The sequence below is a fragment of the Polaribacter sp. Z014 genome (assembly GCF_023555435.1).
Lineage (GTDB): Bacteria > Bacteroidota > Bacteroidia > Flavobacteriales > Flavobacteriaceae > Polaribacter.
In genome coordinates, this window is the sequence record NZ_JALCZP010000007.1 from 46,421 (window position 1) to 62,296 (window position 15,876).

The window sequence follows — 15,876 nt, forward strand, 5'->3', positions numbered from 1 at the left end:
AATTAATATGAGATTTCACACAAGAAAATGGGTAAAACCAGAAGATTTAAATCCGAATGGAACATTATTTGGTGGTAAGTTATTACAGTTTATTGATGAAGAAGTAGCTATTTATGCTATTATTCAATTAGAAAACACAAGAACGGTTACAAAATACATGTCTGAAATAGATTTTGTGAGTTCTGCAAAACAAGGAGATATTATTGAAATAGGTATAGATGTTTTAAAGTTTGGAAACAGTTCTATTACATTAACTTGTAGCGTTAGAAATAAATTGACTAGGAAAACAATTATTGAAGTTGAGAAGATTGTTATGGTTTCTTTGGATGAAAATGGACACCCTAAAAAGCATGGAAAGACAGAGATAGAATATGTGAAAGATAGGTTAGATTAATATTTTTTAGAAGGATTTGTTTTTATTGAATTACTCCCTATTTATTAACCTTTTTCAACGAAGATATAAATTATATATATTGTGTTTCACAAAGTTAAATTGTAAATTTGTTGTTAATCAAAAACAATAAGTATGGCGAATAATCAAGTAGATATAAAGTTTCCTAAGGGAGGTGTTTTTTTTATCATATTAGCAGTAGTAGTAATTATTTTATTTTCTAAATCTACAGTGACTATTGGGCCTGGAGAAGGTGGAGTTGTCTTTGAAGCTTTAGGAGATGGTATTAATACAGAAAAAACATACGGAGAAGGTTTTCAGATTGTAGCTCCTTGGAATCGTATGATTGTAAGAAAAGTGCGTCAGCAAGCTATTTCTACAGAAATGAATGTGCTTTCTGTTAATGGGTTAGAAGTTAAAGTAAATGGTACTATTTGGTACGAACCTGAATTTTCTAATTTAGGAAAATTGATAAAAACAAAGGGAGAGGATTATGAACGTGAATTGTTAGATCCTGCAATTAATGCAGCTGCAAGAAGCGTTGTTGGGCGTTATACTCCAGAGCAATTATATTCTAGTAAAAGAGATGTTATTGAGCAAGAGATTTTAGATGAAATTCAAATCGTTTTAAAAGATCAATTTTTAGCAGTGAAAAGAGTTTTGGTTGAAGATGTTAAGTTACCAACCACTATTAGAACTGCAATTGAAACGAAGTTAAAGCAAGAGCAAGAATCTTTAGAATATGAATTTAGATTAGCAAAAGCGAAGAAAGAGGCAGAAAGACAAAAAATTGATGCAGAAGGTAAAGCTGTTGCAAATAAAATTTTAAGTGCTTCTTTAACAGATAAAATTTTACAAGAAAAAGGAATCGGTGCTACTTTAGAATTATCTAAATCACCTAACAGTAAGGTAATTGTTATAGGTTCTGGTAAAGATGGTTTACCTATTATTTTAGGAAATCAATAGTGATGTAAAAATGTAACATAAGATAGTTTATGATATTATTAAAAAATCCAGCGGAAGCTGGATTTTTTTTTATCATTTTTAAAAATCTTAAAGTTCTGTTAAAGTCAATTTTAGCATGTAACTTTTATGTCTTTTCTAAGTCTTACAGATGTAGTTTATACTTGAAAAATAAAATAGGTAGTAATAATAAGTGCATTTAAAAGGTGCTTATAAAGAAATAGAGCGTATACTTATAAATATAGTATAACTATATTTAGTTTAGTATTTAGTTAGTTTTTAATAGTTGATTAGAGCCGAAAGCAATATTGTTTTCGGCTTTTTTCAATTAAAAAACCTTGAAGCAATGCCTCAAGGTTTTCTTTAATATGACCAAGCTATTACGGTTAGGTTCTTTAATTGAATGTTTTTAATATTAATCCTTTACAGGAATTTTATCTCGCTCAATCTTTCCTTTTTTTAGTGCTTTGTAGTTTTCATAACAATCTAATACCGCTTCTATCATTTGTAAATCTGAAGCTTTTTTAATAAAATATTCAGAGTAATTACAGTCTGTTAAGAGTTCTGTAAGTTCTTGTCTGTCCATTTGCAGGTATTCCATCATTACTTCCCTGTCAAATTTACCAGATAACATTTTACGTAAATTATCTTCTTTCTTTAGTTTTTGTAATTTTTTTAATTGCTTCGGTTTTTTTCCGAAGAGATTGTATAAGAAATCAACGGGTTGAAATAAAGCAGCAATAGGAGAGGAGAAGTCTTTTCCTTTAGGTTTACCAACTTCATAAGTTTGTGGTAATCCGTTAATTTTAATTCTTGTAAATCGATCTTTAGGCACTTGTTTTACATCAATTTCTAAAACACCAATTAATTGGGTAGATTTAATAACAACTTCTCTAACTTCTTCTGGTTTTTCATATAGCGCAATTAATAATTCGTTTCCTTTTAATAAATCGTTTGTAATTTTTAGCTTTATTGATGCGTATCCTAAATACGAAACTAGAATGGTGTCATTCGCTTTTGTATGTATTTCAAAAAAACCTCTATCGTTTGTAATTGTACCTTGTACGCTGTTTAAATTTAATATATGAGCAGCGCTTAAAGCTTTTTTAGTTTCGGCATGTATAATTTGCCCTTTTAAAGTTTTAACACGAATGGAGTCGTTCTGAGAGAATGTGCTTAAAGAAGCGAATAAGCACAAAATATATAATAGTCTTTGCATTCTGCAATAATAGGAATAAATGCTTTTAGAAAGGTTAATTTTTTGTAAAACCATATTGTTTTTTAAAATAGATTGCCAAATAGGTATAGTATTAACTATTTATTTTCTTTTACAGTCAGTTTTATAAAGATACTAAGAAATTAGTCAACCTAGAAGTGTTTTTAATACATAATGGAAGTTTTTGTATTTAAGTATTGCAAAAAAAACAAGCTCTTTTCATAGAAAAGAGCTTGTTTTTTAATATTTATGTGTTTTTAATTATCTGTATCGTCTTTTTAAATTCCAGACTGTAGAAATTGTGTTACTTAAATTTTTTGCTGGAACTCCAACTTTGCTTTTTATTTTTTGATTACTTGTTTTCATAAATGATTTAATTTGCGGGTGCAAAAGTAGTTTGTTTATAAGTGTCTGAAAACAATAGGTTTAATGAGATTGTGTGGTAAATTATCTTTTACAATCATAATTTGGTGTTTTTTTTAGTAGCACCTAGTTTTTAAGTAATGCATATGTTTTGTATTGAGGTTTTTACACTTTTGTAAAGCAGTCTATTTAGGTTTGAGGTTTTAAACTCATTAACTCTTTATAGAGTTTCTGAACCGGTAAACCTACAACATTAAAATAGCTGCCTTCTAGGTTCTCAATGGCTATAAAGCCAATCCATTCTTGAATTCCATAAGCTCCAGCTTTATCAAAAGGTTGGTAGTTTTTAATGTAGTAATTTATTTCTTCGTCAGATAGTTCTTTAAATGTAACCGTAGTTATATCATTAAATATTTTTTGAAAATGGTTGCTCTTTATACTAATTGAGGTGATTACTTCGTGTTTTTTTCCAGATAGGGCCCGTAACATATTAAAGGCATCTTCTTCATCCTTTGGTTTTCCTAAGGCTTCTTCATCTAACCAAACGATGGTATCAGAGGTAATTAACAAATCATTGTCTGCTAAATTAACAAATGCTTTCGATTTTAAATCAGCTAAGAAATCTGTTATTGCCGTTCCTTTTAATTCTGGTGGATATATTTCTTCTACTTCTTTCAATTGAATTGTAAAATTAATATCTAAGTCTTTAAAGAATTGTTGCCTTCTTGGAGATTTTGAAGCTAATATTACGTTGTGTTCTTTTAATTTTTCTCTTAACATATAAATTGTGTAATTGTTGAACTGCGTATTTGTGTAATTGTATTTAAAGTTACTTTCTAAAATTCCTTTAATTTATGAGTCTATGAATCTAAATAAAAGCATTGATACAATACCAAAAAGCATAATTATCTTCATTAAGGTACTTAGTTTAGAAAATTCTTTTTTTGTTTCTGCTATCCATAATTTATACATAAAATAGAGTAGTGGAAGTAGAATACATACAATTCCGTAAATTAAAAGAACAAACTCGTTCGTTAATGATTGAAGTACAATCAATAAAAACACCAATAAAACGGCACTAAAGAAAAAAGCGACTTTAGAAGCTCTTTTTCTTCCGAATAGAATAGGTAAAGTCTTTGCTTTTATTTTTAAATCTCCATTTATATCTTCGATATCTTTTATGATTTCTCTAATAAGATTGGTTAATATAGAGAAAACGATGTAAGTAATCATTATTAAAAGTAATCGAAGGCCTGTGCCAAGGTTGCTAAATACTTCTAGAAGATTACTACTATTTGCTTTAGGTTCATTAAATAATACTGTTATAAATATCACTAAACCTAATAGTACAGAAACTATTAGATTGCCAATAAGTAGTGTTTTTTTTAAGTATTTAGAATAAAAAAAAAGCGATAAAATAGTCCCTAGAAAAAAGAAACTGTATGCACTGTTTTCTGTTGTAAAAGATACATAACTCCCTAAAAGTAAACCTAAAATACTCGAAGCATAGTAAAGAATCCAGGCTTTCTTTTTAGAAATAGACGCTCCTATAATAACCTTTAAAGGCTTGTTTATTTTATCAGCATCAATATCAAAAATATCGTTAATAATATATCCGCCAGCGGTAATCAATAAAATGCTAAATGCAAGTAGTGTAAATTGATAATGCGTTAAAGTAATTCCTAAATATTTGGTGTGAATTAAAGTGTAGTTTTTTATACTAATGTGACTAAAGAAAATAGAATTTATCAACGCGTATTTGGTTAAAACCATTGTCAATAAAACCATAAAAAGGTTTTTATAACGAATTAGCTTTAAAAAATCCATTATCCGTTAAAACTCTTTTTTATTCGTGCTAAATCTCGTTTGTTGTCTCTATCTTTAAGAACTTCACGTTTATCATGCGTTTGTTTTCCTTTGGCTAAAGCAATTTCTAACTTAGCAAAACCTTTATCATTAATAAACAAACGTAACGGAACAATAGTATTTCCTTTAGCTTCAACGTCTTTTCTTAAAGAACGTAATTCGCGTTTATTCATTAATAATCTGCGCTCACTTTTTGGTTTGTGGTTAAAGTGATGACCAAACATGTATTCTTGAATATACATATTTACAATAAACAATTCTCCACCGTCATTAAACTCACAAAAACTCTCTGTAATTCTAGCCTGACTTAGACGAATAGATTTTATTTCTGTTCCGGTTAATTGAATTCCAGCCACGTATTTGTCTAGAATTTCAAATTCGAAACGAGCTTTTTTGTTTTTTATGTTTATGTTTTTCTGAACAGCCATTGACTGATTTTAATTTAAATAATTTTAACAAAGATACATTTTTACTTTGGTCAAAGAAATGTAATTTTGAAATCTATTATCCACCCAATAAAACAACAACCCATGAAATATTTACCAATTCTTTTTTTAGCTTTTTTAATTTCTTGTAAACCTTCTGAAAACAAGTTGACTGCACAACAAGTTATAGATAAAGCTATTATTTCATCAGGGTCAGATAAAGTAGGTAATTCCGAAATTAATTTTGAATTTAGAGACAAAAAATATATTGCAAATAGAAAACCTAATGGAAGTTTTAAGCTTACAAGAAAGTATAAAGATGAAAAATTAGGATTTATTTCTGATATTTTAAGTAATGACGGATTTAGAAGATTAGTGAATGGGGTTCCATATCAAGTAAACGATTCAATCTCTAATATTTTATCCAATTCAGTAAATTCTGTTCATTATTTTTCTGTTTTACCATTTGGTTTAAATGATAAAGCGGTTATAAAAAAGTTATTGCCATCAGCAACTGTAAAAGGAAAAGAATATTATAAAGTACAAGTTACTTTCTCTGAAAATGGAGGAGGAGAAGACTTTGAAGATGTTTTTATTTATTGGATAGGTAAACAAGATTTTTTAGTTGATTATTTAGCATATTCTTACCACACAAATGATGGAGGAAAACGTTTTAGAGCGATAAACAAAGAAGTCTTAAAAAACGGAATTCGTTTTGTGAATTATGATAATTATAAGCCTTTAAACAAAGAAATTTCTTTAACTGATATTGATAAAGCTTTTGAAAAAAATGAGCTTAAAAAATTGTCGGAAATTAATTTAGAAAATATTGAAGTACAGATTTTAGAGTAATCTAAATAGTCTTACTTTTTTTTTGAAGCGATTTCCTCCTAGGAGTTTATCTTGAGCGCAGTCGAAAGTCACTCGCTTTTTTTATTCAGAAAAAGAATAAAAAAGAGCTCAAACAAATGTTGTAATCAGGGCTAAGTGTGTTTGTTAACTAGTTGCATTTAATCGTTTTTTCAAATTTAAAAAAGGTTATTCTACAGTTTCTAAAACACTTGTTTTTTTATCACCCAAAATGGTAACAATGTATAGATTAGCATTGTTATGATCGTCTATATCTTCATACTTTTTTTCTTCTATTATTTTGTTTACAAAAGAAGGAGTAGTATTGCTATGTCCAACCACTAAAACCGTTTTTCCTTTTGTTTCTTGCTGAAAAATAGAATCGTACATTTTATTAGGATTGTACTTTAATATTTCTAAATTTTTACTTTTAGCAGTAGGTGTTGCTGTTTGTAAGGTTCTGTTGTAATTGGTAGAATATATAGCATCAAAGTTTACGCTTTTAAAACGATCTGCCCATTTATTTGCTCTTTCTTGTCCGTTTTTATTCAAATCCGGATTTCTATTTGTTTTGTCTGTTCTGTCTTTTTCTGCATGACGAATTAAATAATAGGTGGTTGTTTCATCTGAAGAACAAGAACAAAAGAGGCTAAGAGCAAAAACAAAAAGGAATAAAAACTTTTTCATAAGAGTAGATTTGAAAAACGAATATAATTAAAAAAGAAAAAGCGGTGTTTTTTAAAACACCGCTTTTTTTAAATGACCTAAAATTATTCGTTATCAATCTGAACTTGCTTCAGGTTCTTGCTTTTAGATGCTGAAATAAATTCAGCATGACAAAAATTATGTATTCTCAACCATATCAGACTGATTTCTAAACACCAACTGATCATCAAAAGCATCAATTAAAATAATACTATCTGTGGTTATTTTTCCTGATAAAATTTCTTTAGAAAGCTGGTTCAATACCTCTTTCTGAATAACTCTTTTTACAGGTCTTGCTCCAAATTCTGGCTGATATCCTTTTTCAGCCAAATATGTAATAGCTTCATCGGTTGCGTCTAACGTAATTTCTTGTTTACCAATCATTTTCTTTAAATGATCTATTTGTAATTTTACAATTTCAAATATGTTTTCCTTGTTTAAAGGGGTAAACATAATTACATCATCTATTCTGTTTAAAAACTCTGGTCTTACAGATTGTTTTAACAACGCTAAAACTTCAATTTTTGCCAACTCAGTTACGGCGTCTAAATCTGCTTTTGGATCGCTAAATTTCTCTTGAATTATATGACTTCCCATGTTAGAGGTCATAATTATAATCGTGTTTTTAAAATCAGCTACACGTCCTTTATTGTCCGTTAATCTACCTTCGTCTAAAACTTGCAACAATACATTAAAAGTATCTGGATGCGCTTTTTCAATTTCATCTAAAAGCACTACAGAATATGGTCTTCTTCTAACAGCTTCTGTTAATTGACCACCTTCATCATACCCAACATATCCCGGAGGCGCTCCTACCAATCTACTTACAGAATGTTTTTCTTGATATTCACTCATATCAATACGCGTCATGGCATTTTCATCATCAAATAGATATTCTGCCAAGGCTTTTGCTAACTCAGTTTTACCAACTCCGGTGGTTCCTAAAAACAAGAAACTACCAATAGGTTTGTTCGGATTTTGCAAACCAGCTCTAGAACGTCTAACAGCATCAGAAACCGCAATAATTGCTTCTTCTTGCCCAACCACTCTTTTATGTAATTGACCTTCTAATCGTAACAATTTTTCACGCTCAGACTGTATCATTTTTGTTACCGGAACACCTGTCCATTTAGCAACTACTTCTGCAATATCATCATAGGTTACTTCTTCTTTTATTAAAGATTTTTCAGATTGATTTTCAGACAAAACTTTTTGGAAAACTTCTAAATCTTCTTGGGCTTTTTGCATTTTCCCGTATCTAATTTCGGCAACTTTACCGTAATCTCCATCACGTTCTGCTCTTTCCGCTTCCATTTTTAAATCTTCTATGGTAGCTTTTGCATTCTGAATATTATCTACAACCTCTTTTTCAGATTTCCACTTTGCATTCATTTCATTGCGTTCTTCTTTTAGGTTTGCTAAATCAGAACGTAAAGATTTTAACTTGGTTTCGTCTTTTTCACGTTTAATGGCTTCAATTTCAATTTCTAACTGCATCACTTTTCTGTCTAAAACATCTAAGTCTTCTGGTTTAGAATTGATTTCCATACGCAATTTTGCCATGGCTTCATCCATTAAATCAATCGCTTTATCGGGTAAAAATCGATTGGTAATATAACGTTGCGATAATTCTACAGCACCAATAATCGCTTCATCTTTAATACGTACTTTATGGTGTGTTTCATATTTATCTTTAATACCTCTTAAAATAGAAATAGCACTTTCCGTATCTGGTTCATTTACCTGTACTTTTTGAAAACGTCTTTCTAATGCTTTGTCTTTTTCAAAGTATTTCTGATATTCATCCAACGTAGTTGCACCAATTGCACGCAACTCTCCACGCGCTAAAGCTGGTTTTAAAATATTTGCAGCATCCATGGCTCCATTTCCACCACCGGCGCCTACTAACGTGTGAATTTCATCAATAAAAAGTACAATATCTCCATCGGCACTTGTTACTTCTTTAATTACTGATTTTAAACGTTCTTCAAATTCACCTTTATATTTTGCTCCTGCAATTAATGCACCCATATCTAAAGAAAAAATAAGTTTTCCTTTTAGGTTTTCTGGTACATCACCATCTACAATTCTGTGTGCTAAACCTTCTGCAATCGCTGTTTTACCAGTTCCAGGTTCCCCAACTAAAATTGGATTGTTTTTGGTTCTACGAGATAAAATCTGTAATAATCTACGAATTTCTTCATCTCTACCAATTACAGGATCTAACTTGCCATCTTGTGCTAATTGATTTAAATTTTTAGCAAATTTGTTTAAAGAATTATAAGTTTCTTCTTGACTTTGAGAAGTTACGTTTTCACCTTTTCTCAATTCATCAATGGCTGCTTGTAAATGCTTTTCTGTTACACCTTGGTCTTTTAAAACCTGTGCTATATTGCTTTTAGACTTAAAAATAGCTAGAATTAAATGCTCTATAGAAACATAATCATCTTTCATTTTTTTAGCAATAACTGCTGCTTCTGTTAGGGTTTTGCTAGCTTCTCTAGAAAGCATTAATTCTGCACCAGAAACTTTAGGTAAACTTTCTAGTTGCTTGTCTAAAATTTGGGTTACAATATTTATATTGATGTTCAATTTTTTCAAAAGAAAAGGTAAAACATTTTCATCTACTTGTGTTAAAGCTTTAAAAATGTGCTCATTTTCAATTTGATTATGACCAAAACCTTGCGCAATCTGTTGCGCCATTTGTATGGTCTCTTGCGATTTTGTGGTATAATTGTTAAAGTTCATTTTCTAAATTTTATTTTTTTTACTAGAAAGCAAGCTCCTTAGTATGATTAAATTCTTATTTTCATTCAACAAAAAGCAATTACAATACCAACACGATATCTTTCTTAAAAAGAGTCAAATTGTCGGTATTAATCGTTTGTTAACTGACTATTTGACACTTTAAAGTTTCTTATATTTGCCAAAACAAACAATAGAAAACATAGAATGGGTATATTTAGTGGTCTTTTTGGTGGAAAAGAAGATAAAGCAACTTCTCAATCAAATTTAAAAATAAATTGGATTCCTTTAACTGATATAGGTCAGTTAGAAGAAATTAAAAATCAATCTAAAACAGAAGCTGTTTTAATTTTTAAGCATTCTACTAGATGTGGAATTAGTAGTATGGTAATTAAGCAATTTGAAAAACTTTTTACAGAAGAACATCAAAATTTAAAAGTCTATTATTTAGATTTATTAAATTACAGAGGTATTTCTGATGAAGTAGGTTATACGTTTCAAGTAATGCATCAATCTCCTCAACTAATTGTGGTTAGAAATGGTGTTTCTATAGAGAATGTATCACATTATGACATCACAATTACAAATTTATCGAGATTTATATAGCATAAACTTGCATTAAACCTTATTTAAGTCTTATTTTTGTAGCCTAAATTCATATTCCTTTGGCAGAAATAGACAGTTCAGTAAAGAAAGTAGGTAAAGAATTATACGGATATCAACAAGATGCACTTCAAGAGATTTTTAGAAGATTTAAAGATGCACCCAAAGATTACCATTTATTATATCAATTACCTACAGGAGGAGGGAAAACTGTAATTTTTTCTGAAATTGTAAGACGTTATTTAGAGACTTTTAAAAAGAAAGTTTTAGTCTTAACGCACAGAATTGAGTTGAGTAAGCAAACATCTAAGATGTTAAAAGAATTTGGTGTTTCTAACAAAATCATTAACTCTACAGCTGTTTTAGATGATCAAGACGATTTTAATTGTTTTGTAGCCATGGTGGAGACCTTAAAAAATAGGTTGAATGATGACAAGCTAGATATTTCTGATATAGGTTTGGTAATTGTGGATGAGGCGCATTACAATTCTTTTACAAAAATATTTAAATTTTTCGATGAATCTTTTATCCTTGGTGTAACAGCAACTCCTTTAAGTTCTAACATTAAGTTGCCAATGTATGAGAATTATCAAGAGCTATTTGTTGGAGAAACAATTCAGCATTTAATTGATCATGAATACTTAGCAAGCGCAAACTTATATTCTTATAATGTTGGTTTAACATCATTAGAAGTAGGAGCAAATGGAGATTATACGGTAAAGTCTTCTGAAGATTTATATACCAATTCAGACATGCTTTCTAAATTGGTTTCTGCATACGAAGAAACTGCAAAAGGAAAGAAAACTTTAATATTTAATAACGGTATTAACACCTCTATACAAGTATATCACGCGTTTAAAAAAGCGGGATACCCAATTGCGCATTTAGACAATACCAATACAAGAGCAGAACGAGAGCTTATTTTAAAATGGTTTAAGAAAACTCCGGGAGCAATTATTACTTCTGTAAGTATTTTAACAACTGGTTTTGATGAGCCAACCATTGAAGCAATTATATTAAACAGAGCAACAAAATCGTTGACTTTATATTACCAAATGATTGGTCGTGGTTCTAGGGTTTTAAACAATAAAAGTACTTTTGATGTTATCGATTTAGGTAACAACTTTCATAGATTTGGTCCTTGGGGAGCAGATTTAGATTGGGAAAAAATGTTTAGAGCACCAGACTATTATTTAAATGCAATTCTTTCTGATGAAGATATAGAAAGTACTTTTAGATATGAGTTAACTGCGGATGTAAAAAAAGAATTTGAAAAATCTACAGATACTTATTTCGACATGAAAAAAGTATATATAGATACTATTAGACAAGGAGAATCTTCTAAAAGGGTGTTAGAGAAATCTATTGTGCATCATGCAAAAATGTGTATAGAAAATAGTGAAGATGTTTTTGATGCATTAATTTTAGCAAAATTATTAGGTGAAGAAATTGATGATAGAATTAATAGATATGCAAAATGTATCTCTAAAAGTACACACAATTTTGTAACCTGGTTAAAAGATGATTATAGAAAGAAATTAAATGCTTATTTAAGAACTAATTTTGATGAAGATTACGAAGAAATTCATGGTCATCCGCCAATTGAAGAATAAAATATAAAACAAAAAAAGCTTGAATATTATTCAAGCTTTTTTTTTGCTTATTACTGAAGTAGTTTTTTTGCTTATTATGAGATTGAAAGATTAAATATACTTATTGTTTTACGGTTTTTAAAAATGATTTGGTTAATAAGTAGTAAATACTAAAATAACCATCATAAAAACCCAGATAGCTTTATAACTATCGGGGTTTTTGTATTTATGTTGTAGTCTATAATTTATAAACCAGGAGTAGTTGTTGTTGGTATTGCTCCATATGCATTACCAGTACAAGCTTCTGGAGTGTTGTGTAATATATTTCTTTGGTTAGATCCAAAACCTGTAGCGCTACCGTTTACTGTAATTACATAGTTACCGTTAGACGTGCTTCCGTCAGTATTATCAGATCTTAATCCCATAGAAGGACCATAATATTCGAAACCATTAGGCATTGCTATATCAGTTGGTCTTTTAACTTTTGTGTTCCATTCTGCACAAGGAATAAATGGTAAAAACGATTGCTTTAATTTCGCATTGGTAGGCTTATATATAGCAGTTACACCTGTAAAAGTAGAGTTAGAAAACTTTCCGTTTTTTAAACTACCAATTTGATCTGTTATATAGGTTTGTAAATTACCATTAACAGCCGCATCAGACAATCTTATAGCCCATTGAGTACCGTTAGCTCTTTTGTATTGTACACCTACAAATTTATTATTACTTCCGGTTCCTGTAATTTTACCTGCTATAAAGTTCTTAAATTGATTTCCTCCACTAGTAGTTAAAGCATACGTTTTATTTGTATCAAATACTTCTACAAAACCATGTTCTACTCTAACTGCAAAAGCACATCCTGTAGCTGTAATATTTTTTGCATTTATTTTTCCATTTTGTGTAAAGTGAGGAGAAAGCATTATAGGGCATATTCCTGAAGTACATTTAATTCCGTCTGCATAAATATTACTAAGTCCATATGCTTTTCCGCCACCTTTAACAGCATCTTTCATTGTTTTATCATCCGTTTCAAATCTAAGAGTAACACCACCTTTGCAGTTTAAGGTTTTAAACAAAACATTTTTGCAGAATAACCTTGTATTAAACCATAACCAGTATGAGAAATACCTGTTTGGTTAATTTTTTCGATAACGCCATCTTTAGGAAAAGGCTCATTATCTGAATTAGACTTAATATAGTTTAATAAGATAGAGGCTAAAGAGGTTCTTCTATCTTTTATATTAAAATTAGAAATTTTAAAATTAGATACACGTCCCATTTTTATAGCTGCAATATTCTTGTTTAAATTTGCATTTGCAGATAAGTCTATGGTAAATTTACCTCCAACACCAACAATACTTACATCTGTTACTCTAGCTCCATTACCAGAAGTACCAATACTAAAAATTCGTTTAACATTATTGTTTAAAGGTTTAATTGTAGTACCTTTTTCTATTTCTAATTGTATTTTAGATTTTAAAGTTATCTCACTCCAATTATACGTTTTTTTAGGAATATTAATAATAGCACCATTTGTTTGATTGTTGTTAATTAGGGTTTGTAATTGTGAACTTGTAGTACCTGTAAAGTTTTTTACTGGCAGCCCTGTGGGTTTGTTAAAATAGCTTGAAGAATCGTAGGCGGATCCGGAACGTCGTTCTTGCGCTATTTCTGTTTTTGTATCAGAAGATACGTTAGACTCTAGTTCTTGCTCTATCTCATCAGAACAACTAAAAGCTAAAGCTACTGTTAATAATAAACTAATTTTTCTTAAGGGTGTAGTCATCATTTTTAATTGTTTTTAGTTAAAATTAATATTAGTTATTTTTCAATTATAAAGAATTTTACTAGTATTTCTTTAAAATTTTATACTTAAAAGGAACTAAATAAAACGAAAGAAACTTAATTAAAATAAGCTTAAGTCTTTTTATATATTAAGTTATTCACTTTTAAAACCACAAATTAAATACAACATGTAACCACATTTTTATAGAATATTATCTTAAATGTGTTCTATATTATCTTAAAAGTATTCTATATTGTTTTATTAGTTTTCTTTCGGATGTTAAAAACTATAGAGGATCTGTTTCTGTAGAAAAAGAATATACAAAACAATTAAATAAAAAGAGTTTACAATAAATTGATTATATACCGTGTAAAAATGTGTGTTTACAATAGTGAAAACGTTTTAAAAGCTATTTTAGTAAATGCTTATTTATGCGGAGATGATTTAGTTTTTTTTAAGTAAATTAAATTTATCCTTTTGACCATTATAAGGTGATTTTAGACAACTTTATTTTTATATTTTTTTACTATTGTATAAAAATAAAAACTATTTTTTGATGTAAACAACTCTAAGACCAATGTTTATAAGGGTGGTTTAAATGAAAAAATAATTTCTTTTTTTTTTGATTTTTGTTTTTCATATTCAAAAAAAATATACATTTGCTTAACTTATTTAAGTAAAATGTTTAGTTTTTCTTATTTCGGAAATAACGTTCTATCGGAGAATGATCGTTATATCGCATTTTGGAAATGCAACGAAAAAATTAAGGTATCTCCATTTTCAATTCTTCAAGAATTGCAGCTTTTCTCAAAGTTGCATGTGGTTTACTTGCAAATATTACAGTGATAACATCCTTTTTTTTAAGGTTATAATTTCTATTCTAAAAGATTCATTTTTTTAGTTCAGACGGATTTATCATACAATTAATTTAAAAACACAAGTGAACACAAAATACATAGATTTAATCGAGCAAACGTTCGATTTCCCACAGGAAGAATTTAAAACTGAAAATAACAAATTGTTTTGGCACGGAATTAACTTAATGGAATTAATAGAACAATATGGTTCTCCATTAAAATTTACGTATTTGCCAAAAATCTCAGAAAACATCAACAAGGCAAAGGGGTGGTTTCAAAAGAGTATTGAAAAACATGACTATAAAGGGAAATACTTTTATAGCTACTGTACCAAAAGTTCTCATTTTAAACATATTTTACATGAAGCTTTAAAAAATGATATCCACATAGAAACATCTTCTGCTTTTGATATAGATATTGTAAACAACCTTAAAAAAGAAGGGAAAATAAAAGACAATACGTATGTTATTTGTAACGGATTTAAACGCGATCAATACATTAAAAATATTGCTGGTTTAATAAATTCTGGTCATAAAAATGTAATACCTATTATAGATAATTACGAGGAGATTAATCTTTTATTAGATGAAACTGACAAACAAATAAATGTTGGTATTAGAATTGCTTCTGAGGAAGAGCCAAAGTTTGAGTTTTACACTTCTCGCTTAGGTATTGGTTACAAAAATATTGTGGCTTTTTATGAGCGAGAAATTGCTAGTAATACGCAAGTAGATTTAAAAATGTTACATTTTTTTATCAATACAGGTATTAAAGACAATGCTTATTATTGGAACGAGTTGATGAAATGTTTAAACGTTTATATCAACCTAAAAAAAGTATGCCCAACTTTAGATTGTTTAAATATTGGTGGTGGTTTTCCTATAAAAAACTCATTGGCTTTTGATTATGATTATGAATACATGATTGACGAAATTATCAATCAAATAAATGAAGTTTGTAAAGAAGCAGGTGTAGATGTACCAAATATTTTTACAGAATTTGGAAGTTTTACGGTTGGAGAATCTGGAGCTGCTATCTATCAAGTTTTATATCAGAAAAAACAAAACGACAGAGAGCGTTGGAATATGATAAACTCTTCATTTATAACAACTTTACCAGATGCATGGGCAATTAATAAACGTTTTGTGATGTTGCCTATTAACAAATGGAACAAGCAGTATGAACGGGTTTTATTAGGTGGTTTAACCTGCGATAGCGATGATTATTACAATTCTGAACAACACATAAACGGAATTTATTTACCTGTTTATGAAAAAGACAATCCGTTGTATATAGGATTTTTTAACACAGGTGCTTATCAAGAATCTATTGGTGGTTTTGGAGGTTTACAGCATTGCTTAATTCCGCATCCAAAGCATCTAATTTTAGATAGAGACGAAGAAGGAAACCTAACTTCTAGAGTGTTTAAAGAACAACAAAAAAGTAGCGAATTATTATCAATTTTAGGATACTAAAAAAATAAACAACACAGCAAGAGAATAGGTCTTTTGTAAA

General features: G+C 29.2%; 14 protein-coding genes. 6 read left to right on the forward strand and 8 right to left on the reverse strand.

Annotated elements, in window-relative coordinates:
• Positions 1-7: 7 nt before the first annotated feature.
• Positions 8-394, forward strand: coding sequence for an acyl-CoA thioesterase (locus MPF19_RS10330; protein WP_203392307.1), 387 nt, complete (start codon positions 8-10; stop codon positions 392-394).
• Positions 395-526: 132 nt separating this feature from the next.
• Positions 527-1,357 (forward strand): prohibitin family protein, encoded by an 831-nt coding sequence (locus tag MPF19_RS10335; protein ID WP_203392308.1) that lies wholly within the window; start codon positions 527-529, stop codon positions 1,355-1,357.
• A gap of 412 nt (positions 1,358-1,769) precedes the next feature.
• On the opposite strand, the gene MPF19_RS10340 is transcribed toward MPF19_RS10335, so the two are convergent.
• The 4 genes from MPF19_RS10340 to smpB form a co-directional block, all read right to left on the reverse strand.
• Positions 1,770-2,573, reverse strand: a complete 804-nt coding sequence (locus MPF19_RS10340; RefSeq protein WP_249988177.1) for a carboxypeptidase-like regulatory domain-containing protein — start codon at positions 2,571-2,573, stop codon at positions 1,770-1,772.
• A 549-nt stretch (positions 2,574-3,122) separates the two neighbouring features.
• Complete coding sequence (locus MPF19_RS10345; RefSeq protein ID WP_249988178.1) at positions 3,123-3,713, reverse strand: Maf-like protein; 591 nt, start codon at positions 3,711-3,713, stop codon at positions 3,123-3,125.
• A 72-nt stretch (positions 3,714-3,785) separates the two neighbouring features.
• Positions 3,786-4,721: a geranylgeranylglycerol-phosphate geranylgeranyltransferase gene (locus tag MPF19_RS10350; protein WP_249988179.1), complete on the reverse strand. Its 936-nt coding sequence runs from the start codon at positions 4,719-4,721 to the stop codon at positions 3,786-3,788.
• Positions 4,722-4,759: 38 nt separating this feature from the next.
• Positions 4,760-5,227: an SsrA-binding protein SmpB gene (gene smpB, locus MPF19_RS10355; RefSeq protein WP_249988180.1), complete on the reverse strand. Its 468-nt coding sequence runs from the start codon at positions 5,225-5,227 to the stop codon at positions 4,760-4,762.
• 102 nt (positions 5,228-5,329) lie between these two features.
• Between smpB and MPF19_RS10360 the strand changes: the two genes are divergently transcribed.
• The gene (locus MPF19_RS10360) at positions 5,330-6,076 is read left to right on the forward strand and encodes a DUF6503 family protein (RefSeq protein WP_249988181.1); all 747 of its coding nucleotides are present in this window, start codon (positions 5,330-5,332) and stop codon (positions 6,074-6,076) included.
• Positions 6,077-6,262: 186 nt separating this feature from the next.
• Here the strand turns inward: MPF19_RS10360 and MPF19_RS10365 are convergent, their stop codons facing one another.
• Both MPF19_RS10365 and clpB read right to left on the reverse strand, forming a co-directional pair.
• Positions 6,263-6,760 (reverse strand): SixA phosphatase family protein, encoded by a 498-nt coding sequence (locus MPF19_RS10365; RefSeq protein WP_249988182.1) that lies wholly within the window; start codon positions 6,758-6,760, stop codon positions 6,263-6,265.
• 156 nt (positions 6,761-6,916) lie between these two features.
• Positions 6,917-9,526 (reverse strand): ATP-dependent chaperone ClpB, encoded by a 2,610-nt coding sequence (gene clpB / locus MPF19_RS10370; protein WP_249988183.1) that lies wholly within the window; start codon positions 9,524-9,526, stop codon positions 6,917-6,919.
• A gap of 204 nt (positions 9,527-9,730) precedes the next feature.
• Here clpB and ytxJ point away from each other — a divergent pair, with 204 nt between their 5' ends.
• Positions 9,731-10,129, forward strand: a complete 399-nt coding sequence (gene ytxJ, locus MPF19_RS10375; RefSeq protein ID WP_249988184.1) for a bacillithiol system redox-active protein YtxJ — start codon at positions 9,731-9,733, stop codon at positions 10,127-10,129.
• Positions 10,130-10,188: 59 nt separating this feature from the next.
• On the forward strand, positions 10,189-11,739 hold the full coding sequence (locus MPF19_RS10380; RefSeq protein WP_203392317.1) for a DEAD/DEAH box helicase: 1,551 nt from the start codon (positions 10,189-10,191) through the stop codon (positions 11,737-11,739).
• Positions 11,740-11,963: 224 nt separating this feature from the next.
• Here MPF19_RS10380 and MPF19_RS10385 read toward each other — a convergent pair whose 3' ends face one another.
• Positions 11,964-12,794, reverse strand: coding sequence for a hypothetical protein (locus tag MPF19_RS10385; RefSeq protein WP_249988185.1), 831 nt, complete (start codon positions 12,792-12,794; stop codon positions 11,964-11,966).
• Complete coding sequence (locus MPF19_RS10390) at positions 12,779-13,507, reverse strand: hypothetical protein (RefSeq protein WP_249988186.1); 729 nt, start codon at positions 13,505-13,507, stop codon at positions 12,779-12,781. Before MPF19_RS10390 ends, MPF19_RS10385 begins: the two co-directional genes overlap by 16 nt.
• Before the next feature lie 937 nt (positions 13,508-14,444).
• On the opposite strand from MPF19_RS10390, the gene MPF19_RS10395 reads away from it, so the two are divergent.
• The gene (locus MPF19_RS10395; RefSeq protein WP_203392319.1) at positions 14,445-15,836 is read left to right on the forward strand and encodes a type III PLP-dependent enzyme domain-containing protein; all 1,392 of its coding nucleotides are present in this window, start codon (positions 14,445-14,447) and stop codon (positions 15,834-15,836) included.
• The last annotated feature ends 40 nt before the right edge of the window (positions 15,837-15,876 follow it).

Excerpts from the sequence above, each read along its gene's own strand:
- smpB (WP_249988180.1), bottom strand. The coding sequence starts at position 5,227 with ATGGCTGTTCAGAAAAACATAAACATAAAAAACAAAAAAGCTCGTTTC.
- MPF19_RS10340 (WP_249988177.1), bottom strand. The coding sequence starts at position 2,573 with ATGCAAAGACTATTATATATTTTGTGCTTATTCGCTTCTTTAAGCACA.
- MPF19_RS10330 (WP_203392307.1), top strand. The coding sequence starts at position 8 with ATGAGATTTCACACAAGAAAATGGGTAAAACCAGAAGATTTAAATCCG.
- MPF19_RS10365 (WP_249988182.1), bottom strand. The coding sequence starts at position 6,760 with ATGAAAAAGTTTTTATTCCTTTTTGTTTTTGCTCTTAGCCTCTTTTGT.
- MPF19_RS10335 (WP_203392308.1), top strand. The coding sequence starts at position 527 with ATGGCGAATAATCAAGTAGATATAAAGTTTCCTAAGGGAGGTGTTTTT.
- MPF19_RS10360 (WP_249988181.1), top strand. The coding sequence starts at position 5,330 with ATGAAATATTTACCAATTCTTTTTTTAGCTTTTTTAATTTCTTGTAAA.
- MPF19_RS10390 (WP_249988186.1), bottom strand. The coding sequence starts at position 13,507 with ATGATGACTACACCCTTAAGAAAAATTAGTTTATTATTAACAGTAGCT.
- MPF19_RS10350 (WP_249988179.1), bottom strand. The coding sequence starts at position 4,721 with ATGGTTTTATTGACAATGGTTTTAACCAAATACGCGTTGATAAATTCT.
- ytxJ (WP_249988184.1), top strand. The coding sequence starts at position 9,731 with ATGGGTATATTTAGTGGTCTTTTTGGTGGAAAAGAAGATAAAGCAACT.
- clpB (WP_249988183.1), bottom strand. The coding sequence starts at position 9,526 with ATGAACTTTAACAATTATACCACAAAATCGCAAGAGACCATACAAATG.
- MPF19_RS10345 (WP_249988178.1), bottom strand. The coding sequence starts at position 3,713 with ATGTTAAGAGAAAAATTAAAAGAACACAACGTAATATTAGCTTCAAAA.